This window comes from Rhodococcus sp. A14, from assembly GCF_011603105.1.
GTDB lineage: Bacteria > Actinomycetota > Actinomycetes > Mycobacteriales > Mycobacteriaceae > Rhodococcus_F > Rhodococcus_F opacus.
Window position 1 is genome coordinate 1 of sequence record NZ_JAAOQS010000124.1, and the last position, 23,703, is coordinate 23,703.

General features: G+C 66.8%; 24 protein-coding genes. 9 read left to right on the plus strand and 15 right to left on the minus strand.

The features are described 5' to 3' along the window. Positions 1-45: 45 nt before the first annotated feature. The 4 genes from G9373_RS38410 to G9373_RS38425 form a co-directional block, all read right to left on the minus strand. Positions 46-336 (minus strand): dihydrofolate reductase family protein, encoded by a 291-nt coding sequence (locus tag G9373_RS38410; protein ID WP_346842902.1) that lies wholly within the window; start codon positions 334-336, stop codon positions 46-48. A gap of 29 nt (positions 337-365) precedes the next feature. After that, entirely contained in the window at positions 366-842 is a 477-nt protein-coding gene (locus tag G9373_RS38415; RefSeq protein WP_005260903.1) for an SRPBCC family protein, read from the minus strand. Next, positions 839-1,195, minus strand: coding sequence for a metalloregulator ArsR/SmtB family transcription factor (locus G9373_RS38420; protein WP_005572695.1), 357 nt, complete (start codon positions 1,193-1,195; stop codon positions 839-841). The genes G9373_RS38415 and G9373_RS38420 overlap by 4 nt, the downstream gene beginning before the upstream one ends. Before the next feature lie 79 nt (positions 1,196-1,274). Next, complete coding sequence (locus G9373_RS38425; protein WP_133986599.1) at positions 1,275-2,360, minus strand: dihydrodipicolinate reductase; 1,086 nt, start codon at positions 2,358-2,360, stop codon at positions 1,275-1,277. 453 nt (positions 2,361-2,813) lie between these two features. On the opposite strand from G9373_RS38425, the gene G9373_RS38430 reads away from it, so the two are divergent. Next, complete coding sequence (locus tag G9373_RS38430; RefSeq protein ID WP_005572693.1) at positions 2,814-4,406, plus strand: HD domain-containing phosphohydrolase; 1,593 nt, start codon at positions 2,814-2,816, stop codon at positions 4,404-4,406. Positions 4,407-4,444: 38 nt separating this feature from the next. Here the strand turns inward: G9373_RS38430 and G9373_RS38435 are convergent, their stop codons facing one another. Beyond that, positions 4,445-6,112, minus strand: a complete 1,668-nt coding sequence (locus G9373_RS38435) for an ATP-binding cassette domain-containing protein (protein WP_120659194.1) — start codon at positions 6,110-6,112, stop codon at positions 4,445-4,447. A 206-nt stretch (positions 6,113-6,318) separates the two neighbouring features. Here G9373_RS38435 and G9373_RS38440 point away from each other — a divergent pair, with 206 nt between their 5' ends. Next, positions 6,319-7,443: a serine hydrolase domain-containing protein gene (locus G9373_RS38440; RefSeq protein WP_005572690.1), complete on the plus strand. Its 1,125-nt coding sequence runs from the start codon at positions 6,319-6,321 to the stop codon at positions 7,441-7,443. A 109-nt stretch (positions 7,444-7,552) separates the two neighbouring features. Here the strand turns inward: G9373_RS38440 and G9373_RS38445 are convergent, their stop codons facing one another. Beyond that, positions 7,553-7,819: a hypothetical protein gene (locus G9373_RS38445; RefSeq protein WP_206033363.1), complete on the minus strand. Its 267-nt coding sequence runs from the start codon at positions 7,817-7,819 to the stop codon at positions 7,553-7,555. Positions 7,820-8,687: 868 nt separating this feature from the next. Between G9373_RS38445 and G9373_RS38450 the strand changes: the two genes are divergently transcribed. Next, positions 8,688-9,035 carry a hypothetical protein gene (locus G9373_RS38450; RefSeq protein ID WP_133986601.1) on the plus strand — a complete coding sequence of 116 codons (348 nt, stop codon included), beginning with the start codon at positions 8,688-8,690 and terminating at the stop codon, positions 9,033-9,035. A 334-nt stretch (positions 9,036-9,369) separates the two neighbouring features. Here G9373_RS38450 and G9373_RS38455 read toward each other — a convergent pair whose 3' ends face one another. Continuing rightward, complete coding sequence (locus tag G9373_RS38455; RefSeq protein ID WP_043793355.1) at positions 9,370-10,023, minus strand: ScbR family autoregulator-binding transcription factor; 654 nt, start codon at positions 10,021-10,023, stop codon at positions 9,370-9,372. Between the two features lie 561 nt (positions 10,024-10,584). On the opposite strand from G9373_RS38455, the gene G9373_RS38460 reads away from it, so the two are divergent. Beyond that, positions 10,585-11,691 (plus strand): alpha/beta hydrolase, encoded by a 1,107-nt coding sequence (locus G9373_RS38460; RefSeq protein WP_346842903.1) that lies wholly within the window; start codon positions 10,585-10,587, stop codon positions 11,689-11,691. A gap of 38 nt (positions 11,692-11,729) precedes the next feature. Here the strand turns inward: G9373_RS38460 and G9373_RS38465 are convergent, their stop codons facing one another. After that, positions 11,730-12,140 carry a PAS domain-containing protein gene (locus G9373_RS38465; RefSeq protein WP_167120231.1) on the minus strand — a complete coding sequence of 137 codons (411 nt, stop codon included), beginning with the start codon at positions 12,138-12,140 and terminating at the stop codon, positions 11,730-11,732. Between the two features lie 531 nt (positions 12,141-12,671). Between G9373_RS38465 and G9373_RS47925 the strand changes: the two genes are divergently transcribed. Beyond that, positions 12,672-12,797 carry a hypothetical protein gene (locus tag G9373_RS47925; protein ID WP_257237409.1) on the plus strand — a complete coding sequence of 42 codons (126 nt, stop codon included), beginning with the start codon at positions 12,672-12,674 and terminating at the stop codon, positions 12,795-12,797. A 201-nt stretch (positions 12,798-12,998) separates the two neighbouring features. Here the strand turns inward: G9373_RS47925 and G9373_RS38475 are convergent, their stop codons facing one another. The 4 genes from G9373_RS38475 to G9373_RS38495 all read right to left on the minus strand — a co-directional run bounded on the left by G9373_RS38475 (position 12,999) and on the right by G9373_RS38495 (position 16,261). Continuing rightward, positions 12,999-13,628, minus strand: a complete 630-nt coding sequence (locus tag G9373_RS38475; protein WP_007298715.1) for an antibiotic biosynthesis monooxygenase — start codon at positions 13,626-13,628, stop codon at positions 12,999-13,001. A gap of 198 nt (positions 13,629-13,826) precedes the next feature. Beyond that, entirely contained in the window at positions 13,827-15,200 is a 1,374-nt protein-coding gene (locus tag G9373_RS38480) for a wax ester/triacylglycerol synthase family O-acyltransferase (RefSeq protein WP_005562483.1), read from the minus strand. 155 nt (positions 15,201-15,355) lie between these two features. Next, positions 15,356-15,637, minus strand: a complete 282-nt coding sequence (locus G9373_RS38485) for a hypothetical protein (RefSeq protein WP_007298717.1) — start codon at positions 15,635-15,637, stop codon at positions 15,356-15,358. Positions 15,638-15,994: 357 nt separating this feature from the next. After that, positions 15,995-16,261: a YdeI/OmpD-associated family protein gene (locus G9373_RS38495; protein WP_005562485.1), complete on the minus strand. Its 267-nt coding sequence runs from the start codon at positions 16,259-16,261 to the stop codon at positions 15,995-15,997. A 175-nt stretch (positions 16,262-16,436) separates the two neighbouring features. On the opposite strand from G9373_RS38495, the gene G9373_RS38500 reads away from it, so the two are divergent. Continuing rightward, positions 16,437-16,913 carry a hypothetical protein gene (locus G9373_RS38500; RefSeq protein WP_005562487.1) on the plus strand — a complete coding sequence of 159 codons (477 nt, stop codon included), beginning with the start codon at positions 16,437-16,439 and terminating at the stop codon, positions 16,911-16,913. A 27-nt stretch (positions 16,914-16,940) separates the two neighbouring features. On the opposite strand, the gene G9373_RS38505 is transcribed toward G9373_RS38500, so the two are convergent. Together G9373_RS38505 and G9373_RS38510 are read right to left on the minus strand one after the other, a co-directional pair. Continuing rightward, on the minus strand, positions 16,941-17,327 hold the full coding sequence (locus G9373_RS38505; protein ID WP_133986603.1) for a VOC family protein: 387 nt from the start codon (positions 17,325-17,327) through the stop codon (positions 16,941-16,943). Between the two features lie 13 nt (positions 17,328-17,340). After that, a complete protein-coding gene (locus tag G9373_RS38510) occupies positions 17,341-18,096 on the minus strand; it encodes an ArsR family transcriptional regulator (RefSeq protein WP_005562491.1) in 756 nt (251 codons plus the stop codon). Between the two features lie 325 nt (positions 18,097-18,421). On the opposite strand from G9373_RS38510, the gene G9373_RS38515 reads away from it, so the two are divergent. The 3 genes from G9373_RS38515 (at position 18,422) to G9373_RS38525 (ending at position 22,869) form a co-directional block, all read left to right on the plus strand. Then, a complete protein-coding gene (locus G9373_RS38515; protein WP_167120234.1) occupies positions 18,422-19,132 on the plus strand; it encodes an alpha/beta fold hydrolase in 711 nt (236 codons plus the stop codon). Next, positions 19,129-19,959: an SDR family oxidoreductase gene (locus tag G9373_RS38520; protein WP_005260922.1), complete on the plus strand. Its 831-nt coding sequence runs from the start codon at positions 19,129-19,131 to the stop codon at positions 19,957-19,959. The genes G9373_RS38515 and G9373_RS38520 overlap by 4 nt, the downstream gene beginning before the upstream one ends. 105 nt (positions 19,960-20,064) lie before the next feature. After that, on the plus strand, positions 20,065-22,869 hold the full coding sequence (locus G9373_RS38525; RefSeq protein WP_133986856.1) for a non-ribosomal peptide synthetase: 2,805 nt from the start codon (positions 20,065-20,067) through the stop codon (positions 22,867-22,869). Here the strand turns inward: G9373_RS38525 and G9373_RS38530 are convergent. Continuing rightward, positions 22,845-23,703, minus strand: an 859-nt coding sequence (locus G9373_RS38530; protein ID WP_167120237.1) for an alpha/beta fold hydrolase, incomplete at its 5' end; no start/stop codon positions are given. The genes G9373_RS38525 and G9373_RS38530 overlap by 25 nt on opposite strands.

Sequence of the window (23,703 nt, forward strand, 5' to 3'; positions counted from 1 at the left end):
GCCATGAACTGATTTTACTCCACGGCTACCATAGTGGCAATCATTTTAGTGACTACAGAATGGGTGTGTCTCATGCTTCCGCTGCAGCTCAGCCGTAAATACCAGGACAAACCCATCGCAACTTCGGACTAGTCGGAGGTCACGCTGGTCGGATATCTCCGAGAACCAGGGAACGCCGGGCGACAAGACCGGATAGACGAAGAAGTAGAACTCGTCCACCAGCCCCAGCGCGAGGACCGATCGCGCGAAGGACGATCCGCCGGACAGGTGAATGTCCTTGCCCGGCCGGCTCTTCAGATCCTCGAGGTACGCCGCCAGCTCGTCGTCGTTGGCCACGACGGCCTGTTCGTTGTCGGCCTCCTCCGTTACGCCTGTCGCTCGGCCAGTTCGGCGAGCTGCTCCGTGACGGTGCCCCAACCGTCGTAGAAGCCCATTTCCTCGTGGGTGTTGCGGTCGGCGTTGTTCTTGTGCATCACGTGGGCGACGTACTCCGTGCCCGTCGGATGGTCGTTCAACGTGATGATCGCGGTCATGAACGGCTGTTCGGCGGGTCGCCAGCCACCGACCAGCGAGTTGGTGAACACGATGCGTTCGAGTTCGTCGACGGCGAGGAAGCAGCCACTGATGTGCGGCACGAATTCTCCACCGTCCTCACTGATCTGGGTCGTGAACGCCCCGCCCGGGCGTAGTTCCATGTCGACGACCCGGCACCGCGACGGCGCGGGGACCCACCATTGCTCGAAGCTGGCGGGGTCGGTCCAGGCGCGCCACACGACCGGACGGGGTGCCCGGATGATGCGCGAAATCGTGAGGTCGAGATCGGGTCTCGCAGTGTCGGTCATCGCGGTGTGTCCTTTGCGGGTGTCGTGACGGTGTGTTCGGTGACGAATTGTTCGAGTCGGTCGGTGCGGCTCTCCCACAGTTCCTGTTGCTCCGCGAGCCATGCCTCGACGGCCGTGAACGGTTCCTTCTCGATCGCGCACGTCCGTACGCGGCCCTCCTTGTGCGTCCGGATCCATCCGCTGTCCTCGAGGAAGTGGATGTGCTTCATGAAGGAGGGCAGGGCCATGTCGAACGGTTTCGCCAATTCGCTGACCGTCGCCGGGCCCCGGCTCAGACGGCCCAGCACGGCCCGCCGGGTGGGGTCGGCGAGCGCTTGGAAGATGCCGTTCAGCTGCTCCGGATACTGAGCCATAAGGCAAAGTATCCACCGCGACAATGGTTAGTGCAAGGGCTAAGTGTGGCCCTCTGGGTGGTGTCCCCTCTGGGTGGTGTCAGCCGAGCTTGCCGTGACCGGGGGTGAGCGGGACGTCCAGGGCGTCGTAGAGCCCCGGCGCGGCTGTCCGTAGCCACGGGATCGCGTTGACCAGGCGCCCCACCGCGGTGGCGTTGCCACCGGCCGCTCGGTTGCCGCCCTCGTCGGTGGCCTCCACGTTCACCTCGATGCGCGGTCGTCCCTCGATGATCACCTTGTGAGCGCCGTCCCCGCCGTCGGGCGGCACGGGCCAGTCCGGGGCGCACGAGGGGTGGATCCGCGTGACGTGCTCGATGACGATCAGAGGCTCGCCGTCCACGATGCCCTGGACTTCGAAACGCAGCGCCCCCTGGGTGCCGGCCTCGAACTCGCCCATGAGATCGGTGGTGATCGTCTCGTCCAGCGGCCGGCGCAGCAGGGTCTCCCGGATCTCGTCGAGCTCCACACCGAGGGCCCGGGCGATGAGCCGAATCTGGCCGCCCCACACCATCGTCGGTACCGTCGCCGCGACCATCGGCGGTTCGTAGTCCATCGGCTGGCCCATGCCGACGAGGTACCGCACGGAATCGTGCTGGTCGTACGTGGTGTAGTCGAAGATCTCCTGGCAACGGATCTGATCGATCGTGCCGGCCAGGCCTGTCAGCAGGATCGCCAGGATGTCGTTGCCCCATCCCGGATCGACGCCCGACACGAACAGGGCGCCGCCGCCGGACTTCGCGGCCGCCTCGATCGGGTCGCGCAACTCGGCCGGCGCGTTGCGCTGGTCGTAGAGCGCATAGATCGACGGGGTCACGACGACGGCCCCGGCGGAGAGTGCGCGGGTGATGTCCGCCGCCGCACCGTCCGGGCGGATGTCACCCGACGCGGCGTAGACGACAGCGGCGGGGGACGTCGCGAGCACGGCATCGGCGTCGTCGGTTGCTGCCACCCCCACCGAGCGGCCCAAGCGGGCGAGGTCGCCGGCATCGCGTCCGACCTTCTCCGGGTTGGCGACGATCACCGCCGTCAGCTCGAGTCCGGGATGTGCGTCGATCGCGCGGATCGCGGCCCGTCCTGCATTCCCGGTGCCCCACACCACGGTCCGGATCTTCCCCTGGTCAGCCATGGAATCGGACCCTACCCAGTTTGCGAGGTGGGCATTGCCCGAATGGGGCAACATCGGGTCCCCTGGAACTGTACGAAAAGGCTGGAGGGTGAGCTTCGGGCTTGCCGAGGCGGTAGACACGGAGTGGGCCCGCCCGTGGGGGGTGCTTCGCACGGGCGGGCCTTTCCCCGACACGCACCGGTCGGCGGTGCGTCCTTGGGTGCAGCACTGATCCCTCATAAGGGGGCGCATGTTGCCTGTTTGCGCGGGTGTGCTGCCTGCGTGACTGCGAGTGAAGTTGTGGGTCGGAAGCTTTGTCCGGTGGCCTCCTTGCTGTGGTTCGGTGTATCGGTTGGTCACAATTGTGGGTTGACCTGCGCGCTTTCACATGGGTCGTTCGGCGGATGTGGGTACCTGTCTTTTCTGGTTGCTTCCAGGTGTGGCCGTGTTCAGGTTCAGGTGGACAATGGGGAGATGCACCCGCACGGGACGCTGCCCGGTTCGGAAACAGGTCTGAGCAGAGCCGAACTGCTGGCCGCGGTATCGCTGGCGATCGACCTCGGTCTGGGTCAACCGATGGAACACATGCTTCGGTCGTCGTTGATCGCGACACGGATCGCGGAGCGGATGGGACTCGGCCCGCAACAGCGAGCTACCGTGTACTACGCCAATCTGGTCGGGTGGATCGGTTGTCACGCCGACTCCCACGAACTCTCGGCACTCTTCGGCGACGACATTGCCTTCCGGGCCGACACTTACGCGGTCGACATGACCGGCCTGCCGTTTCTGCGCCTGATGATGAGTCACGTGGGACGCGGATTGCCGGGCTGGGAACGCGGCATCCGTGCCGCCGGCCTTCTGGTCGCGGCTCGCAGCCAGGTTGCCACACTGATCCATTCGCATTGCAGTTCCGCCGGGGTCCTTTCGGATCGGATGGGCTTGGACGGGCAGGTCGGAAAGGCGCTGGCCTACGTCTTCGAGCGCTGGGACGGCCGGGGGTTGCCCAACGGTTGTCGCGGAGAGGGTATCCCGGTCGAGATCCACATCGCTCACGTTGCAGATGTCGTCGAGGTGCATCTGCGGACGGGTGGGCTCGAGCACGCGAAGGGCGTTCTCCGTTCCCGGCGCGGCAGTCAGTTCAGCCCGGCCGTGGCGGACGTATTCGAACGTGACGCGGCGGCGATCGTGGACGGATTGCTCGAAATAGACGTCTGGGTTGCGGCGTTGGCTCGAGCACCCGATCGTGATCGAACCCTGAAGGCCGACGAGAGCGACGAGTTGCTCAGGGCCATGGCCGATTTCGTCGATCTCAAATCTCCGTTCACTCTGGGGCATTCGCGTGGTGTCGCGAACCTGGTGGCCGGGGCGGCCCGCCACCTGGGCATGTCGCCGTCGGACATCACGCATCTCTACCGTGCCGGCCTCGTGCACAGCCTCGGCAAAATGGGAGTGTCCAACCAGATCTGGGAGAAGAAGGGGCCGCTCACCACGGCTGAATGGGAACGGGTGCGGATGTATCCGGATCTGACCGGCCGGATACTGAGCCGAGTCAACGGCTTGGAGTCGGTGGTGTCCGTCGCGATGAAGCACCGGGAACGGATCGACGGGTCCGGCTTTCCCCGGGGGATCGCCGGCGCGGAGCTGACCGCGCAGGACCGGCTGCTTGCCGCGGCGGAGGCTTATCAGGGACTGCTCGAGCCACGTCCACACCGGCCGGCGCTCGATCCTCGCGGCGCTGCCGATCGGTTGAGAGAGGAGGCGCGCGCCGGACGCCTCGACGCCGCGTCGGTGGCAGCCGTGCTGTCGGCGGCCGGGCAGCGGCTGTCGCGGCGGACGCCCTGGCCTGCCGGGCTGACCGACCGCGAGGTCGAGATCCTGCGACTGGTCGCGCAGGGCCGGTCGAACCGAGAGATCGCCGCCGAACTGTTCATCGCCGAGAAAACGGCACGCAACCACGTCGAACGTGTCTACACCAAGCTCGGGGTGAACAACCGCACGCAGGCCAGTCTCGCCGCGATCGATCGGGGTCTGGTGGGCTTCCCGGTCAATGCGGCCGTGGGGAAGTGACGCATCCGCCATCTGGTGGGACCGGCCGTGCGGGGTCGTCATCGCCGAGATGCGCCGGGCCGGGACCGCCGGTCCAGGACCCACACCGTGGCGAGCGTGAGGGCGACGGCAAACGAGGCGAGCGCGATGAGGCTGGCGCCGGTGCCTCCGTGGAAGGTGTCGCCGTATGCGGACATCGCCGGAAGCGTGGCGCTGTACCGGTCGAGATCCAGGTCGCGACCCAATGCTTCGAATGCGTGGCGGTTGGATAGGCCGAGGCTCATCAGGCGGCCCGGGATGGCCATCTCGTCGACGGGAACGATGGCGCCCCCGAACAGAACCTGAGGGAAGCAGAGCATCGGCAGGGCGAGGGCGGCCTGCGCGGCGTTGGACACCGCGGCCGAGGCGAGCAAGCCGAGGGCCAGCGCCGAGGTCGCCTCGATCACAATCGTCACGAACAGGAAGGCGGACACGTCCCATCCGACGGCGGGGAGCCGACCGAGCGCCCGCAGAACACCGAGCAGCAGCGCGCTCACTCCAGCCAGCACCGGAAGCAGCGCTGTCACCTTGGATGCCACGTAGGCGCCCACGCTGAGCCCGGCCAGTCGTTCCTGCCGGAAGACGGCCATCTCCCCGACGATCTGGAGCAGGCCGTACGTGAGGCCGAAGAAGAAGCCTGCGAATGCTATCCAGAACACGATCTGGGCCGGGCCGAGGTCGGCTGCGCTACGCGGGTCGAACGCGCCGCGCTGGAACAGCGTCGCCATCATCGCCGTGACCAGCACCGGAGAGCCGAGCAGGACGGCCAGGGTCAACCGGTTGCGAAGGAGGACATCAACATTGCGTCGTGTGAGTAGCCACCATTGCCGCACCATGCCTGTGCGGTTGAGGTCTGATCGGGTGGCCGCGATGGGCGGGACAGACGGTAGCGCCGATCCGGGCGGGGCTTCCGACGTTCCAGCACTGTCCGCGAATCGCTCGGCCCAGATCTGAGGGGTGTGCTCACGAGCCAGCCGGTCGTACACCTCGGCGAGATCCTCCACACCGAAGTAGCGCCGAGCCTCGGTCGGGCTGCCGGTGAAGGCCAGGTGGCCGTCGCGAGCCAGGAACACCACCCGGTCGCACCGGTCGATGCCGGCCGGTTCATGCGTCGTGAGGACGACCGTGACCCCGCGCCGGCTGAGTCGGCGCAGCAGGCGCATCACGTCGGCTGCGGTGGACGGGTCGAGCCCGGAGGTGGGTTCGTCGAGGAAGAAGAGGTGTGGCCGGGTCAGTAGCTCCACGGCGATACTGGCCCGCTTGCGCTGGCCGCCGGACAGCGCACGGACCGGCACCTCGGCCCGATCGGCCAGGTCGAGGTCCTGCATGGTCTCCTCGACTATCCGGTCCGCTTCGGCCGCCGATGTGCCCGCGGGCAGCCGGAGCCGCGCCGCATACCGCAGCGTGCGGCGCAGGGGCATTTCGAGGTGGATGATGTCGTCCTGGGGCACGTAGCCGATACGGGAATCGGCGCTGACTCGGGCACCGCGAACGACGCCGTCGTGTCGAACCTGCCCGGCGGACGGTGGTTGCAGTCCCGCGAGGATTTCCAGCAACGTGCTCTTTCCTGCTCCACTGCCGCCGGCAATGGCGACCAACTCGCCGGGTTCGACCGACAGCGACAGCTCCTGGAGGATCCGCCGCGCCCCGGCCTGCCGGCTCACGTCGACTGCATCGACCCGCCCCACGGTCGGTGGTTCCAATGTCGATGCGGTCGTGTCGGGTGATCTCAGTGATTCCTGAACTCGCTTTGTCATGCCCTGATCATCGGCCCGCCGGTTCCGTGGCCGCATGGGGCGTTTGCCTCAAATCGGACTCCCGAAACCGATCCAAGGCGGAGCCGATGAGGCAAGCTTCAAGAGATCGATACCGAACGCACGGATTGGGGAGAGGGGTGGCACGAACATTCTCGGGGCGGCAGATCGTCGCCGTCTTGGCGCTCTCGATGACAGGACTGGCGGGATGCGGTGAGTCGGCAGTTCAACCAGCCGGGCCCGGTGCACAGCTCACCGAGACGATTCCGGGGGCGATGGAGCACGCCTCGATTCCCGGGGCCATCGTCGGTGTCTGGCAGGACGGCGCCGAGCCCTGCGTCCAGGCGTTCGGGGTGCGCGAAACGGCCACCGGCGACCCCATGGCGCCCGACCTGTTCATGCGCATCGGCAGCGTGACCAAGACCTTCACCACCACCGCCGTGCTGCAGCTAGTCGATCAGGGAAAGGTCGGCCTCGACGATCCGATCGACAGATATGTGCCCGACGTCCCCAACGGGGACACGATCACCATCCGCCAGTTGGCGGCCATGCGCAGTGGGCTTCCCGACTACTCGGACGTGGTGATCCCGGCGCTCCCGAGTCAGCCGCAGCGCCAATGGACGCCTCAGGAACTGCTCGAAATCAGTTTCAGCCGTCCACCGCTGTTCGCACCGGGCACCGAGTTCGACTACTCCAACACCAATACCGCGCTCCTGGGTCTCGTGGTCGAGGAGGTCTCCGGCCACCCGCTGAACGCGTATATCGACGAGTACATCGCGCGACCCGAGAATCTCGGCCACACATCGGTCCCGACCGATGCGGCCTTTCCGTCACCGCACGCTCACGGATACACGAAAACACCTGACGGCGAAACGGTGGACGCGACCGACTGGAACCCGTCCTGGGGATTCGGTGCGGGAAACATGATTTCCACCCTCGACGACCTGCGTGTGTGGGTGCGCGACTTGGCCACCGGAACGTTGCTCTCGCCGGCAACTCAGCGCGAGCGGGAGCAGTTTCAGCCGGCACCGTCGGAAGGTACGGGTTCGATGTACGGACTGGGGGTCGAGTACCAGAACGGCTGGATCGGCCACAACGGAAATATCGCGGGCTACCAGACCTACGCCTATTACCTTCCGCCCGAGGGCAAGACGGTGGTAATGCTGGTCAATACGAACGTCGACCCGCTGGGCGTGTGGAACTTCTTCGCTGAGATCGTGAAGATCATCAGCCCCGACCATCCCTGGCCGGCGCCTCCGTCGTAGAGGTCGGATGAAAAGGATTGCGGCCGCGCAGATCAGATACGTCTTCGCATTCGAAGTCGGGCTCTCCGACAGGTGGCAGGCAGTGGTGGCGCGGACGGCGGACCTGCCTTCAACCAGCTGACATCAGCAATCCGACGAGTGCAATCGCAATCGCCGAGGCGGCACCACAGATCGTCCAGGCCCGCACAGCGGTCCGGCGCCAGCGGGGATGGCGGAGCTGGGTGGTCGGACCGGGGGCAGAGCCTCGTCCACCGACACTCGACGGTTCGGGTTCATATCCGTGACGGTGCGACATCGCATCCGCGGCGAGCGCTGCGCTGAGAGAGGCGACCACCACGATCAACGTCACGGCGATGACCACAACAGTCCAAGGCATATTTGTACCGGGCCTTTACGATTCCTGGGATGTCGGCGGGATGCGGTCGACGTCGGCCTGTTTCCGGTCGCCGTCATCCGTCGACGTGGAATGGGACGCCGCGCGGGCGGCGTCTTCGGGGCGTGGGTCATGGAGAAGGTCGGAGCATCACAGCTGCCGCAATGAGGCTGGCGAATGTCGCGGCGACGATCGCCGCGGTGGCCCACAGTGAGTTGGTGACCATCCACGCGGGCATGGCTACGGATAATGAGGCACCGGCACCGATGACTGGCTGTGTGAGGCGTTCTGTACCGTCGGGTATCCACTGCTTCGTGGGTAGCGAGGGATGCATTCCATGCTCCTTTCGCAAGGGGTAGGTGCAGGCGATGTCGGGTCGGATCGGCGGGGCCGCCTGCGAGGTTTGTCTGTCTCCTCCGGTAACGATTATGAGTGATTTGGGTCACAATTGAGTTGCAGGGCTCGTTTGTACCGCATTCCTGTCGGGAGCGCCACTAGGCAACCGTCCATGTTCGGGAAAGTCCCGAAACCGTCCGGTGTGACTCGCGGTAACCGACATCGACCGCGAGCGGGAGTTTCTCCGCGTTGACGGGGTGCTGTGATCTGGATCGGAGGGTCGGACGATGAAGTGAGCCGCTGTCATCCCTGGTCGAGGTAGGGACTCCGCGCGTGGGGAGGAGCTGGGGCCCAATCCGATTGGCTCCGGTGCCTGCCTGGAGAGGTCGCCGGTGGGCTTCGGGGCCGATGGCTCATACTTGGCGATCCAGACGGTAACCCACACGGCATGAGCGCTCCGCGGAAGGCGCGGATATCAACAACGGGACTAAAGACCCTATCCGCAAGTGCTTTCGCCGAGCTTACGATTCCGCGTGTGACACTCGGCTCCCTGTCCTTGGCCCTTCTACGCGTGAACTACCGCCTTGCGCGGCTTCCGCTGCAACTGATCGAAGACGTGGCGGTGTCTCGGCTCGACGGACGGGAGCCGGTCCGGCTCGCGTACGAGCAGATCCTGATCGACTGCGACCGTGCCGCGGCGTACCTGCTCGACGATGAGAACGCGGCCAGGCGCGCGGCCGAGCTGGAACGGCGGACCACGTCGGTACGACTGCTGATTGCCCGTGAACATCACCGCGTCCAGTGTCGTGGTGTGATCTTGCTCGATGAGCAGCGCGAGCGGTTTCATCAACGCCGTCAGCAGGACGCGGGTCCGCCGACATGACGTGCATGACGTCCGTCGATCACTGGCCATCGGTCCACATCTCGGTGGTGCGAGAAAAGTGGCGTTGATGGTGGTTTTGGGCAGGGTGGAGCGTACGGCGGGTCGCCGGAGCGGAACGCGGTACGGGAGTGGAAGGCGGATGAAGTGCGATCAACCAAAGTTACTGGAATATAACAACTGTCACAGTCGCACCCGAATCGGTGGTGGTCGGCGATCTACGACGTCCTCTCGACCGTTGGGCTCACAGAGCAGAGAAGTTCCCAAGGGTGGCCGATCACGCGGACGGGTCGCGGGGGTGGTCAGGTCGGCTGCGGTGTCGATCGTTCTCGATGTCTCACTCGGTGTCGAGTGATGCGTGACCCCATCTGCGGTGGACATACTCGCGAAAGTAATCGACGTGGGGGGCGTCGACGATCCCGGGCAGGACGAATGTCCACAGTTGCTCGGTACGGATCGGGAGATCTCGAGTTGTGTTCCCGTGGGTGGACCACATTCGGACGCCGTCGAACGCGGCGACGAGGAAGTTGGCGAAATCTTCGGAATCTGTGTCCGGGAGGAGGTCTCCGGCATCGATCGCTCGATCGGCGATCGTCGCCACCAGCTCCACCCACTCCCGATGGGGATCGGTTACCGTCCCGCGCGCATCGCCTATCTCGCCGGTGAGCCTCACTCCGGCCCGTGTGAGGGGGCTCGTCAGTAGTTGGTCGACCATCAGGAGTGACATGCTGATCAGCGATTCGAGCGGCGGAAGAGCTGTGTCCAACAGGTTCCGGCACGCCGCCATCGACGTCGCGTGCTGTTCGTCGATCGTCGCCCGCGCGAGAGTCTCCTTGGAGGTGAAGTGGAAGTAGACTGCGCCTTTGGAGATTCCCGGGTGGCTGATGATGTCGGCGAGGTTGGTGTTCGCGTATCCGTTCGCCGCGAACACCTCCGCGGCCGCCTCGATGGTCGCGCGGCGTGTCGCCTCGGCGCGGGACTGTTGTGTCATTCTCTCAGACTCCATCGGCCCGCCCCTCGATGCGACCTGCGTCCCCTTGCATCATGAGCAATACCGGCACGAGGGCATCGCGGCCCGGGCCGCGGAGGTGCTGATTCCGGCGGAACGCGCGGCGGTCCTGTTCTGATGGTGGTGTCATCCTGGGATTCATCCGATACCTCTCGATCCCGGATCTGCCTGTAGCCCAATGGCAGATCTTTGGCCCAGCTGCACTCTGCCTGATCGCTGACATCTGATGACTCCACGGTCCTGTGTGGCTTCACGATTGCTTTACAAACAATCTTACGGTATGTAACATCGCGAAGATACAGACAAGCAGTTTGTTTCAGTGTCAGGTCCACGGGATCGAGGCATTGCATCCCCGACGCACAGTGGTCGCGACGGGCCTGGCACCAGGTCGGCGCGTCACGGCACGGATTTCCTGATGCCCGGGGGAGCGTTGCGGCTTGCACGCGCCTGACACAGTAGACGGTGGGCCCGCCGATGTATGGTGATGCGTTGTTTCATTCCGTCCTAGCGCATTTCGTGCAGGAGTGCGGGGACGAGGTCCCGGTGACGTTCGACGCAGTAGTCGAAGGCGTGGCGGCCCGGACTCCCGCGCCCTCGGGCTCGAAGCCCGACTTCTTCCCCGGGGCCAGCCTCCGCTCACAGGTTTTGGCGCACGCACTGCGGATGACGGTCAAACCGCTGCTCGCGGTGTGGGCCCAGTGGCCGAGTCCCCTGTGGCCGGCCGGACTGATAGACCCCGCCGCCCGAATCGTCCCGCCCCTCCGTGGGGTCGGCCGCCAATCAGTGCGCCTCGAGAACTGCGACGCCGAATTGATCGACGCCGGCAACACGGGAACAGCGACAGTGGTGTTGTACCTGCATGGTGGCGGCTTCCTGACCTGCGGGTTGAATACCCACCGCCGGCTGGTTTCACGGATCTCCGCGTCCGCCGGGGCCGCGGTGCTCAGTGTCGGCTACCGGATGATGCCCAGACATCCGATCCGTGATGCCATTGCCGACGGGGTCGACGGTTACCGCTGGCTGCTCGGGCAGGGGTTCGACGCGGAGAAGATCGTGATCGCCGGTGATTCCGCCGGCGGCTACCTGACCTTCATGACGGCGTTGACGCTTGCCGACCTGCACCTGCCGTGTCCGGCGGGCCTGGTCGCGCTGTCACCGCTGACGGACATGGATCCCGCGGGGAAGCTTGCCCACCCGGGCGCCGACCGGTGTCCGGTCTTTCCGCGTTCGGTCCTCACCACGTTCGCCGGCTTGCCCGATCAGGGCGCTCGCCGCCGCACTGCCGGGAAACCGCGCATCTCGCCGGTTGACTGCATCCTGGCCGGCCTGCCGCCGGTGTTGATCCAGGTCGGGTCCACCGAGATGCTCTACCCGGATGCGGAGCTGATGGCCGAGCGCCTCGCGGCCGCCGGGGTGCCGGTCACCCTCGAGGTGTGGGACCGCCAGGTCCATGTATTCCAGGCGGCCGCCGACCTCATTCCCGAGGCGGACCATGCGATCCGGCAGATCGGCAACTTCATCCGCACGGCAACCACCGCACGTACCCTTCACCGCGATCGCGACGACGAAATGGTGGCATTGCGAAATATCCGCGCCCGCCACGTCATGCGCACCACGCCCGTACGAATGCCGGTGAGACATCTCCGGTAAAGACTTCGAGGGCCGGCCGACAGCGTGGCGCTGGCACATCACTCGAAGTGCGGGACGCGGCCGCCGCCCCACAGTTGTTCGGTCACATCCTGGAAGCAGACGAGCATGACCGGGTCGTCGTGTCGCTCGAGCGTTGACCGACTGAGTGCGGCGCGCACGGTGGAACCGTCCCGATGCGTGAGCGCGACGATCTTGCCGGCCGACTCGTGCAGTTCCGTCACGGCCGATCGAGGCGGAGACACCGTGTGGACCAGGTCTCCGATCACACACTCGCGGAGCGCGCCCTGCGGATACCCCAGCATGTGTTCGAAAGCCCGATTCATGTAGATGACGAGACCGTCCTGAGCCACAGCCAGGACCGGCACCGGCAGCCTGTCCAGAAGCACGAGGACGGGGAGCTGCTCGAGGTAACCCAGTGTGGTGTCGGGATTCGGGCGTCGTCTGTCCATACTCGATCTATCGAGCGCAGAACCTCCCTGTTACGCCGACCCTCCGCAGGCACGCGATGAGGGCGGTGGACGGGAGACTCGGCGGAGGCGTTCGCGGATCCGGCGTGTGCGGGGGCAGTCCGATGTTTCGGGACGGATGGCGACGGGCACGCCGGGAGTATGACGACCGAACACGGAACTACGCATGTCTCCGCATCCGGGTCGGCGGGGGATTGTCCGCTTCCGCCGCTGAGGTCCGGTGGCCGGTTGCACATCGTCGAAGGTCGGCCCTGGCGTCGGGCGCTCGACTGTGTTGCAGTCGGCGGTACGGAGGGGAAAAGGCCATGGCACGGGGTGACGCAACCTCACGATATGGATTTGCTGCTTGTCGTGCTCTCGACAGATCCCCGCATGGTGTTGTGTCTGGAGGTTGTGGACGGAGGTGCGGCCGACCGCGGCGGGAACATCGTGGTGCGCCCTTCCTCGACGGTTCTGTTCCGTCACGGCATTTTGTTCGATGCAGTGAAAAAGCGTTCAGGACTTCATGTTCGAATGTACGAGAGCTACCGCGGGGCGGACGCGCATGCGATCTTGGACGCCCTCGACAAGGAGTACCACCTCGATACACCGTGGTTCACCCCCGCGCGGTGGCTCGAGGGCCACGGGGTCGACTTCTAGCTGTGTGCCCAGTCGGGGACCGGCGGCGGTACGAGCCGTCGCCGATCCGCTGGACCGACCGGGCAGTAAGGGCGCGCGTGCCCCGTCCTGTGGCCTGAAGCTTCTCGTCGTCGGTGTCCGTCTCGAATGACGGCCACCGGTGCGGCAGCCGCAAGAACAGGATGGGGTTGTCCTTCTCGACAGTTCGGCAGTTCGACAGTTTCACGCCATCTCGGGGACGTGCAGATGCGCGATGGCCAGCTCGAACTCGCAAGTATCGAGCACCTCGGAGTTCGCCTCGCGAACTCCTTCGTCCCGGATGCGGTCGATGCGGTCCCTATTGCGTTCCATCGCCTCGGCGCTGTCGAATGTCAGCGACGACACCCCGCGACCCGCGGCGTGGTCGAGCATCAGGCTGGCGCTGCAGAAGCCGTCGAGTTCTTCCATCTTGGGTAGTGCGGCCATCTTCCACACGTCGACGGCGCGGTCCATGTGGGCCGGCTCGGTCTTGATCCACGTGACCCGGCAACAGGCTCCGCGATCCGAATGGTGGTCGCGATGCATGACAGCGATGTCCCACCGCGACACTTCCGTGGTGCCGTGGAAGACCTTGGCTGCGTCGTCACGCAGCTTCAGCACCGGTCCCTCGCTGGCGCGTAGCGATTCCTCGTCCCGCCACGAACTGGTCGCGATGCACCGGCCCGAGTCGCGATCGACCAGCAGGGACATTCCGAGGCAGCCCTCGGTGTCCGCCAGCGCCGGCATCACGGTGTCACGTACGTGCTTGATCCCGGCGTCGATGTACGACGGATGCGCTTGAATTGTGGTTGAGCGTGCGAACACGATCGGCACCCTTCTCCTCTGGGCGGCGCCGACGCGGCGTCGCCGGTCATTTCCCCGTGTTTCACACTGCTCCCCCTGTCCGTCGGAGGCAATGGGGGTGGCCGATGTCGGCGGCGAGGATCCGCCGCAGCTGCGCGGTTCCGACCCCTGACATGAGGTCGCGATTGAGCTTGAAACGAATTCGTGCCCCCGCGAACGATCCGGGTGTCAGGGGGAGGCGGTGCGGGCCGCGGTGTCGAGGTCGGTCAGGGCGGTGTCGAGGTGCCCGATGATCCGATGCAGGTGAGGGACCGCGGTGCGGTCGCCGACGACCGTGACGTGCAGCTGCCCGGACCGGCTGGTGAGGGTGATGCTCAACGCCTGGCCGCGCGCGAGGGTCGGGATCGGGTAGACGGCGTCGAGATGGGCGCCGTTCCAGTACCGCGGGCGGGTCGGTCCCGGGGTGTAGGAGATCATCACGTTGAACGGCGGCGGGATGTCGTCGAGGACCCGGCGGACCGGGTCGAGCATGATCGGACTCAACATCAGGGCACTGACCAGTTGGAATTGGGTTCGGCTCAGGGCGGCGACAATGCCACTGGTATGGGCCACGGAGTCGGCGATCCGCGCCAGGCGGGTGAGTGGGTCGTCTTCGTCGGTGGCCAGGGACACCACCATTGCGCCGATCCCTCGGTTGCCGCCAGGCCCGATGCTGGGCGACTCACCGAGGTCGAGCGGGACGGGGAGCATCGCGGTCAACGGCGCCTCGGGGAGGGCGTACTGCTCGAGCAGATATGCGCGGAGGGCTCCCGCGCACATCGTCAACACGACCACATCCAATGGGGCGCCGGTGCAGGCGGCGAGGCGGCGCAGTTGGTTCAGGGGCCAGGATCGGGCGGCGACCTTGCGGGCGCGGCCGGTCGGGGCGTTGAAGATCGTCGGCGGGGACTGCAGTGGCAACGTCAGGTGTTCTTCGGTCAGGCCGTGGTAGCCGGCGCGGATCAGAGTGGGGACGGTTGCCGTCAGCTCCCGCGTGGTGACCAGGCCGGACCGCAGCACCCCGCGGGGGTTGCGGGAGGGATGGCGAGTGGGGGCCGCGACCGACGGGCTCCACGGCGCCGGGCAGTCATGGAGGTCCGGTTCGACTGTGAGTGCGCGGTGCAGCAGCCGCATTCCGGAGGCTCCGTCGGTCAGCGACAGGTGAAACTTCGTGTACACCGCGGTGCGCCCGTCTGTCAGGCCCTCGATGACGTGCATCTCCCACATCGGGTGCTGGGGATCGAGCGGCATCGAATGCATCTGCGAGACGAGCGACAGCAGCTCGGCCATCGTGCCCTCACCGGGAACGGCAGTGTGCCGCACGTGATATCCGAGATCGATGTGCTTGTCGAGCCGCCACCACGGATACCCGTGCAGCGGACGGGAGGGACGTTTGCGGAACAATTCCGCCACCTCGGCGTGGGCGCGCAAGCGCTCGACCATCTCGGCGGCGTGGGCACCGGGTGCGGTGCCGCGTGGGGGATCGAACAGGGTCAGGGTAGCCACGTGCATCGGGTGCGATGGGGATTCGAAGAGCACGAACATCGCCTCGGTCGGGCTCATCGGCACCAGTCCACCGACCCCAGCTCGCACACCGCACCTCCCCGCTTCTGTGTGGTCCCAGCAGAGCACACCGCACCCGCGATGACCGTGCTTTCCGCAGAGACGACGACACTTGGCGGCCGGGATTCCACACCTTCGAGTAGGTCCGCGGGCTCTCAGGTGGTCGAGGGCCGGCCGAGTACCTGGTCCCACCAGTCGGCGAGCGGGCTGGGGTCGGGCCAGATGATCGGATCGTCGGGTATCGACGAGGATGTGCTCGGGTCCGTGTCCACTGGTTGTCGATCCGGATCGGCGTCGGCCAGGGGTCGCCGCACGGCCCCGCACTGGCCAGTGGCAACGGTCGGTGACCGGTCCGGGCGAGTCGCTTGTCGGATCGGCGGCGGATCGGCGGGCGGGGACGGGATGCGGACCACGGGGTGGATTTCGTTCTCGAGCACGAACGTTTGCTCCTTCGCTGAACGCATCGGCCACCGGACATGTGGTGTCTGCCGGTCCCATCGCGAGGGTGATCTGCCCGCGTCACTGTCGATGCCCTCTCAGTTGTATCCGACCCGGCTCGCCCTGTCAGCCAAACCGCAGACACCGCCGAGGGCAGGGCATTCCCACTTCGGGCGAGCCGTGGATTCAGTGCGAGCGTTTGTCATGCTGTCAGCGGGGTGATGTCGGCGATGGCGAGTCCGTAGTGGTTCTGGAGATTGCCACTCGGCGTCACACAGAGCCGCCTCGCCACACGCATCGGCGTTCCACCGCGACAGACCAACGGGATCGACCACGGGAAACGGTCGATCACGGTTCTACCTACCGGTCTTTTCCCGGTGGCTGCATCCAGGCCAGCAGCACGGGCGCCGCTTGCCTTCAGCCAGTTCGGTGTGCGTCCTTCTGATGCGACGCGCTCTGGTTTCATCGAGCTTGGCATCCTCGACCCAGCAGATCCACTCATTGCGTGCCAGTGGTGTGATGTCATTCCACGCGGCCAGCGCCGGGCCGTCGTCGGCCAACGCCTTTCGTAGATCCGCCGGCACTCTGTGCACCGTGCCGCTCGGGACCGTGGGCTTGCCCATGTTTCGAGAATACCGACGCTCGTCCAGGTCTGGCGCCCGTAGCCAACCGCGATTCGGTGTCGATCCACAAGCAGGCCTCCTGCATCCGGCGGCGCGGTCGCCGCATGCGAGATCGGCTGACCGTGCGCCACCTGGACGGCCGGAGTGAGTCCGAAGTCTGGTTTAGGTTGATGCGATGAAGGTGCTCACGAGCGTATCGGTCGTCTCAGTGCTGTGCGGTGTGTCGGTGTGGCTGTTCGTCGTGCCGCAACTGGTAGGAACGGGAATGGTGGAGCCTGGACCACTTCTCGGCCCGATGGTTCTGCTCCCGACGCCGGTCGGGCTGATCGCCGCGCTGGTAGGGACGGTCGCGGGCACGATCGGGCTCGTCCGACGCACCGATCTGAGGTGGGCCGGCGCGTTGATGACGCTGGGACAGGTTCTGACGTGGATTCTGGCCATCGCGATCGTGGTGTGGTCGCAGGCCTATGGTTCGACGGGGTGGGAGTTGTTGATACTGCCGGCGTCGTTGATGTTGGGGCAGGTTGTGGTCGCATCCGGCCTGATCTCGGCCATGGTGACCCGCCGCAGAGGCATCGACGCCGAGTCGGGCAAGGATGTCAGGTCGTGTGACACGCTGTCCCGACGTTCCTCTGGAAGCGGTTGTGCGTGACGATTCGGTTGACGATGGTGTGGAGGCCTACCGATGGGCGGTGGGCTGGAACAGTTCGATCAGATTGCCGGCGGGGTCGGCGAGCAGGATCTGGCGACCACCCGGCCCGCTGACCACATCACTACGGAAGGCGACACCGGCAGCGCGCAGTCGGGTGATCTCGGCGTCGAGGTCGCTGACGACGAGGTGGATACGGTTGCCGCCCGGCCCGGTCACGTCGGTGGGGGTGGCGCGCGCACCCGAACTGGCTGGGCCGGACAGCAGTAGTCGCAAGGGGCCGCGGATCACGTCGGCGAAGGCGGGGGCGGGGTTGGTGTGCAGGGTGAAGCCGAGGTGGCTGGTGTAGAAGTCGATGGCTGCGGGCACGTCGTCGACGAGGTAGCGGACGCTGGCGTATTCGTCGGATGGGGTCATCGGGCACTCCTATTCACGGTTCGGTGGTGAGGGTCGGAAGCAGGTACCGGATGCGGGTGTCGATCTCGGCTGCGGTGGCCTGGAAGGTCGGGTAGGTGTCCTCGCCGGTGCCGCATTGGGTCGGGTCGGGGATGCTCCAGTGGATCCAGTGCGTGTCGTCGCCGAACTCCGGGCAGACTTCGCGGGCCTTGTCGCACAGGGTGACTACCGCTTGGAACCGGCGGTCGGCGAGTGTGTCGAGATGGCGGGGATGCTGGTCGGAGATGTCGATCCCGAACTCTTCTCGCAGCACCCGAACCGTATTGGGATGCATGCCCGGTTTGGGGCAGGTGCCGGCGCTGATTGCGTCGACTCGGCCGCTGGTGTGCTGGCGCATCAGAGCTTCCGCGATCGCGGAGCGGGCACTGTTGCCGCTGCACACGAACAGCACGGCGAGGGGTGTCTTCGGGTCGAACGGCGGGGGTGTGGAGGTCCGGCCGAGTGTCGGGTGTAGTGCGGTGCCGGTACCGGCCAGCATCTCGGTGCAGCGATCCAGATCCAGGTGGTAATAGCTGTCGCGGCCGTCAAAGGTGCTGCGTGTGGCCGTCACCAGCCCACCGTCGCGCAGCAGGCGCAGGTGGTAGGAGATCAGGTTCTGCGACTCACCCACCAGCGTGACCATCTCGCGGACCCGGTAGTCGCTGCCGGACAGCACCGCCAACAACTGCCACCGCAGCGGATGAGCGGCCAGCTGCACGAATGACGGGACGGGTTGACGCAACAGCACCACCTCGCGAGGGTAACACCAGATGCATCAAATCAGTTTGATACAATTTGCCGACCGGGCTGGATCGGGAGAGTGTCCGACCGGTTCGCCAGGTGCTTCGCTCCGCACATGACGACGGGCAACGCTCTGCTCGGAAATGCTGGGGGAGTGCGGCATTGGGGCCGAACGTCATCTGAACTCGTGCGCCAGAGATACTTTACCGAAATTCGGATTGTCCCACGGTTGCGACGCAGCACCGGAGGGTGCACACGAATCCCCACACCGGGAGGGAGCGCGGCCTAGGGTCGAAGGTAATCGGTCTTCCTCGGCGTCGTGGAAGGAGGCGACAATGGTACCTGGGACACTGGTGTGCCTGCCGTACGCGGGCGCGGGCGCCTCCTTCTTCCGCGATTGGCAGGGTTATGCGCCGCGGGGGCTGGACATCCTCCCGGTGCAGCTCCCCGGCCGCGAGGAACGCTTCGGTGAGGACCTGCTCACGACGGTCGATGCCGCCGTCGACGACATCGCGCCGCGCGTGCTGCCGGTCGTCCGGGAGTCTGCCGGGGTGGCTGTGTTCGGGCACAGCTTGGGTGCGGTCCTGGCCTACGAGCTGGCGCACCGCCTGACCGCCGACGGGGGCGTCGCGTTGACCCGCCTGTTCGTGAGTGGATCGCCCGGACCGGCGACCGTGCGGGAAATCCGGGCGTCGTCGTTGGCGGATGCGGAGTTCCTCGCCCAGGTTGGTGATCTGGCCGGGTACTCCCATCCCGCGCTGGCGAACCCGGAACTGCGGGAGCTGCTGTTGCCCGTCGTCCGCGCCGACGTCGAGATGCACGAAAACTATCGGCCGCCACCGCATCCGCCGCTGGACGTCCCGATCACGGCTCTGCGCGGGCGTAGCGATCACCTCGTCGGCGTCGCTCAGGTGGCGGAGTGGGCGACGGCGACGACCGCCGGGACTTCGGTGCTCGAGGTGGACGGCGGGCACATGTATCTTGCCGAGCACCCGCACGCGCTGGTACGACTGCTTGCCGCGCAACTCGGCGAGGGCGCTCGGTGAGCGCCGACCTCGCCGGGAAGACGGCCTTCGTGACCGGCGCGGCGCGGGGGATCGGCCGTGCGTGCGCCGTCGAGTTCGCAGCGGCCGGGGCTGATCTCATGCTCGTCGACATCACCCGGAACTTGCCCGGGGTGCCGTACCCACTCGGTTCGCAGAGTCAGCTCGACTACACCGCCGAGTTGTGCCGCGAGCACGGTGCGACGGTGGTGACCCAGGCGGTGGATGTCCGTGAGCTCACGGAGATCAGGGCCGCGGTGCAGGTGGCCCACGAACGATTCGGTCGTCTCGACGTGCTGCTCAACAATGCGGGCATCGCCGCACCGTCCGGGAAGGTGGCGCACGACATCGCCGAATCGGAGTGGCGTCTGATGCTCGACGTCGACCTCTCCGGGGCGTGGCGGACGATCGCGACGGTCGGCCGGATCATGGTGACCCAGCGAAGCGGAAGCATCGTCAATGTCGCCTCGACGGCCGGACTCGTCGGGTATCGCCACTTCGCCGGGTACGTCGCGGCCAAACACGGCCTCGTCGGCCTCACCAAGGCCGTCGCCCTCGACTACGCGCCGAACGGGGTCCGGGTGAATGCACTGTGCCCGGGATCGGTGCGGGACAGCAGTGAGTACGAAGGGCGGATGCTCGCGGAGATCGCGCGCTCCCTGGGAGTCGGCGTCGACGAGCACGAGTCGGTCTTCGTGCAGGCCCAGCCGACCAACAAGCTCGTCGAACCGGGGGAGGTCGCGGCAGCGGCGCGGTGGCTCGCGTCCGACGACGCGCGTGGAGTCACGGGTGCCGTGGTGACGGTGGACGGCGGTTTCACAGCACGCTGAGGGCGACTCGCGCGCGTTCGCGGTGGAGGCACAAGCTCAGGTCGCCGCGCGTTTCTCGACTAGGATTGCTCTATGCACCAATCCCGTTGGGGGAGGTCCGAGCCGGTGCGCACGTCGTTCGGCCATGCGATGACGGTGCGCCTGCCCAGCGGGGTGCGGTCGGAGACGCTTGCGGCGCGGTGGGACACGGCGTCCCGTCGCTGGTGGGAGCCCGCGACCCGGCCGACTCGTTTGTGGGTGGAGGACGTGCCCGCCGTCTCGGCTTCGGAGGAGGCACGGCGCCGGCTCGTCGCCGAGTGCCGGCGGCCCGTCGCGGTCGACGGTCCGGTGGTGCGTGCAGTCCTGGTGCGGTACACCGACCAGGTAGCCGATCTGGTCGTGGTCGCCGACCGGCGTGCTCTCGACACGGCCTCGCTCACGCTCCTGTGCGACGTGCTCGTTGGTGCGATCGGCGCCGACACGGTGATCGCGAATCCCGTTCGCCGTCATCGGCACGGTCGGACACTGCGTGGATGGAGCGCGGCAGTATTGCATTCCACTCACCCGCTGAGCCGGGCCCGCGAGGACGTGACAGCGACGGTGGCCGCTGCCGCCGCGGTCGTCACCGGCAGATGCCACGGCCTCCGCTCGGTGACGATCCCGATGTGGCGGGGCGACCGGACGCGCCCACCCCGAGTGCTCGGCGGATTCGAGAACCGGGTCGACCTGACGTTCGACACCTCCGGGAACCGTTCACCCGCCGAGCTGATCGACGAGGTGGAAAGCGCACGGCGACAAGAAGTGCCCCGGTTTGCCGCGGAGATCGACGAGATGAGCAATGCGACCACCGGTGTGCTGGAGACGGTTCTGCGTGACCCCGGACATACGTACCTCCCCTGCCAGTCGGCGCCGTTCCCGCTGACACTCGTACCGATAGTCGAGACCGGCGGGCACACCACCCTGGAGGTCTACGCCGACCCCGCATCTGTGGACGCCGATACCGCCAGGCGGTTCGGGCAGTGGGTCGCCCGTGTGGTGAACGGACTTCGCGACCCGTCCCCCCGACGACGTGGTGTGTTCGGCGAGGCGGTGGCGCCGCTGGGTGCCGGTGTGCGAGCGCCTGTCTCCGGTGGGCGGATCGAGCACCTCGTCGCCCGGCACGCGCACGAGCGTCCCGATGCGGTCGCAGTGACCCACGGCCGGCGCACGCTGACCTACGGTGCACTCGACGAACAGTCGATCTGGGCGGCACGGGGTCTTCACGATCGCGGAGTCGGGCCGGGAGACCGGGTCGGAATCTGCCTGGATCGGTCGGTCGATCTCGTCGTGATGATGCTTGCGGTGTTGCGCAGCGGTGCGGCGTTCGTTCCGATGGATGTGCGGCATCCTCCGGATCGTCTCGTGTACACGGCGCGTGACGCCGATGTCCGATTGGTCGTCACCGAACTCGAGATTGGAGGCGGGTGGGACGGCGTACCGGTGGTGACGCCGGCGGAGCTGTCGGTGTCGGCATCGGTGCCGGGTGACGTGGATTGGGCCGTAGGCGGCGACGGCGCCCCCGCCTACGTGGTCTACACGTCCGGGTCGACCGGCCGGCCGAAAGGCGTGGTGATTCCGCATCGCGCCGTTCCGGCGCTGATGGCGTCCACCGCAACCGAATTCGCGCCGACACCCGGCGACACCTGGTCGATGTTCCATTCGCCCGCCTTCGACTTCTCGGTGTGGGAGATCTGGGGCGCGTTGTCGTCCGGTGGCCGCCTCGTGATCGTGCCGTACTGGATCTCGCGGTCCCCGGTGGAGTTCCACACGGTGCTCGCCGACGAACACGTCACGGTCCTCAGTCAGACGCCGTCGGCGTTCGTGCACCTGGCCGCGGCCGACCGGGATCTCGAGCCGCTGTCCGCGCTCCGCCTGGTCGTCTTCGGCGGCGAGACCCTCGATCCTCGTGTGGTACTGCCGTGGCTCGATCGGTATCCGGAATCGCGATGCCGGCTGGTGAACATGTTCGGGACGACGGAAACCACCGTGCACGTCACCGCGCACACCGTGACACGGCGCGACGGCCTGACCGGAACACCAACGGTGGGGGATCCACTACCCGGCTGGGAGGTGGTGGTCGCGGACGAGAACGGTCATCCGCTGCCGCCCGGAGTGGCTGGCGAGATCTACGTCGGCGGAGCCGGTGTCGCGCTGGGGTACCTCGACCGTCCCGGATTGACTGCCGGCCGCTTCGTCGCGGCACCCGGCGGGGCCCGGTGGTATCGCACGGGCGATCGCGGAAGGATCCGTGACGACGGCCGTCTCGAGCATCTCGGTCGACTGGACTCCCAGGTCCAGATTCGCGGGTTCCGTGTAGAACTCGGCGAGGTGCGGTCGGTGCTCCTCGACGACCCCGTCGTCGCGGCAGCGGCCGTGGTGCCGTCGGGGAGGCCGGAGGACCCGGCCGGAATCGCGATCGACGCCTACGTCGTTGCGGCCGGGTCGGCGACGGAGACCGAGACGGAGACGGTCGCGGCGATACGGGAACGCGTCGCCCGATTCCTACCCGAGCATATGGTGCCCCGCACGATCACGGTGGTCGACGCGTTGCCGCTCACCCTCAACGGAAAACTCGACGTGACAAGGCTTCCCGCGCCGGTCCCGCGGTCCGTGTCGCACACTGCCGTCGAACCGCAGGACGGCCCGCTCGCCGAGGTGGGAACGGCGCAGACGCTCACCGACATCTGGGAGTCGGTGCTGGGGGTCCCGGTGTCGCTGGACGACAACCTCTTCGAGCTCGGAGGTAACTCGCTGTGCGCGATCAAGGCCGACGGCATGATGCGGCGGCTCGGCCTTCCGGCTCTCCCGATGCGGGAGCTGTACCGGCATCCGAGCATTCGCGGAATCTGCGGCACTCTCGCGCGGCTCTATCCGCCCCGACCGGATACGTAGGTTTCGACGAGTACGCCGATCGCCCGTGCCGGACCCGGTTGCATCATGTCGTTGTGTGCGCAATCGACGCGTTCGTCCTGCACGGTGCCGGTGATCGAGTGGCCCAATCCGGCGTTGACGGACGGCGCACCGCCGGCGCGGGAACTGTCCGCTGCGGTGAGCAGGAGCGCGTCACCGCGGAAGACTCTCGGGGCGAATCTCGTCGACAGCCGGGTCGACCGGGCATATCCCTCGGCGATTCGCCGCAGCTGGTCTGCCGTCAGAGCCGCGGCGGGACCGTAGGACTCGCCGAGACGGCGGCCGACGTCCGCGTACGTGAGAGACCGGGCGTCCTCGCCGGGGCTGCCGTCGACTCCCAGACCACGCAGAAGGTCGCCGGCATCCAAGGCTTCGGGATCGGCCGTCGCGCCGCCAGGGTAACTGTCCAGGAGCACAAGGGACCCGACCTCCTCACCCCGGTCCTGCAGCTCGGTGGCCATGGCATGCGCGATCAGCCCGCCGAGCGACCAGCCGAGCAGATGATACGGTCCCGCCGGCTGGACGGTACGGACCTCGTCGAGGTATCGGTGTGCCAGTTCCTCGATGGAGTCGTACTCGGGACCGCCGCCGAGGGAGGGCAATTGCAGTCCCCACACGGGCCGGTCCGGTGAGAGATGGCGGACCATGCCGGTGTACGCCCAGGCCAGGCCCATTCCGGCATGGACACAGAACAGTGGTGCGAGCCGACCACCACGGCGCAGCGGCACGACAACCCGGAGCGCGTCCTCGACCGACGCGGGCAGCGCTTCGGTCGTGAGGCGGGCCGCCAGACCTGCGGGGGTGGGGTCGAGGAAG

What these genes read in the sequence shown, in the direction of transcription:
- G9373_RS38415 (WP_005260903.1), bottom strand. Translation starts at nt 842, where the DNA reads ATGACCGACACTGCGAGACCCGATCTCGACCTCACGATTTCGCGCATC.
- G9373_RS38420 (WP_005572695.1), bottom strand. Translation starts at nt 1,195, where the DNA reads ATGGCTCAGTATCCGGAGCAGCTGAACGGCATCTTCCAAGCGCTCGCC.
- G9373_RS38425 (WP_133986599.1), bottom strand. Translation starts at nt 2,360, where the DNA reads ATGGCTGACCAGGGGAAGATCCGGACCGTGGTGTGGGGCACCGGGAAT.
- G9373_RS38430 (WP_005572693.1), top strand. Translation starts at nt 2,814, where the DNA reads ATGCACCCGCACGGGACGCTGCCCGGTTCGGAAACAGGTCTGAGCAGA.
- G9373_RS38445 (WP_206033363.1), bottom strand. Translation starts at nt 7,819, where the DNA reads ATGCCTTGGACTGTTGTGGTCATCGCCGTGACGTTGATCGTGGTGGTC.
- G9373_RS38455 (WP_043793355.1), bottom strand. Translation starts at nt 10,023, where the DNA reads ATGACACAACAGTCCCGCGCCGAGGCGACACGCCGCGCGACCATCGAG.
- G9373_RS38465 (WP_167120231.1), bottom strand. Translation starts at nt 12,140, where the DNA reads ATGGACAGACGACGCCCGAATCCCGACACCACACTGGGTTACCTCGAG.
- G9373_RS47925 (WP_257237409.1), top strand. Translation starts at nt 12,672, where the DNA reads ATGTACGAGAGCTACCGCGGGGCGGACGCGCATGCGATCTTGGACGCC.
- G9373_RS38480 (WP_005562483.1), bottom strand. Translation starts at nt 15,200, where the DNA reads ATGAGCCCGACCGAGGCGATGTTCGTGCTCTTCGAATCCCCATCGCAC.
- G9373_RS38495 (WP_005562485.1), bottom strand. Translation starts at nt 16,261, where the DNA reads ATGGGCAAGCCCACGGTCCCGAGCGGCACGGTGCACAGAGTGCCGGCG.
- G9373_RS38500 (WP_005562487.1), top strand. Translation starts at nt 16,437, where the DNA reads ATGAAGGTGCTCACGAGCGTATCGGTCGTCTCAGTGCTGTGCGGTGTG.
- G9373_RS38505 (WP_133986603.1), bottom strand. Translation starts at nt 17,327, where the DNA reads ATGACCCCATCCGACGAATACGCCAGCGTCCGCTACCTCGTCGACGAC.
- G9373_RS38515 (WP_167120234.1), top strand. Translation starts at nt 18,422, where the DNA reads ATGGTACCTGGGACACTGGTGTGCCTGCCGTACGCGGGCGCGGGCGCC.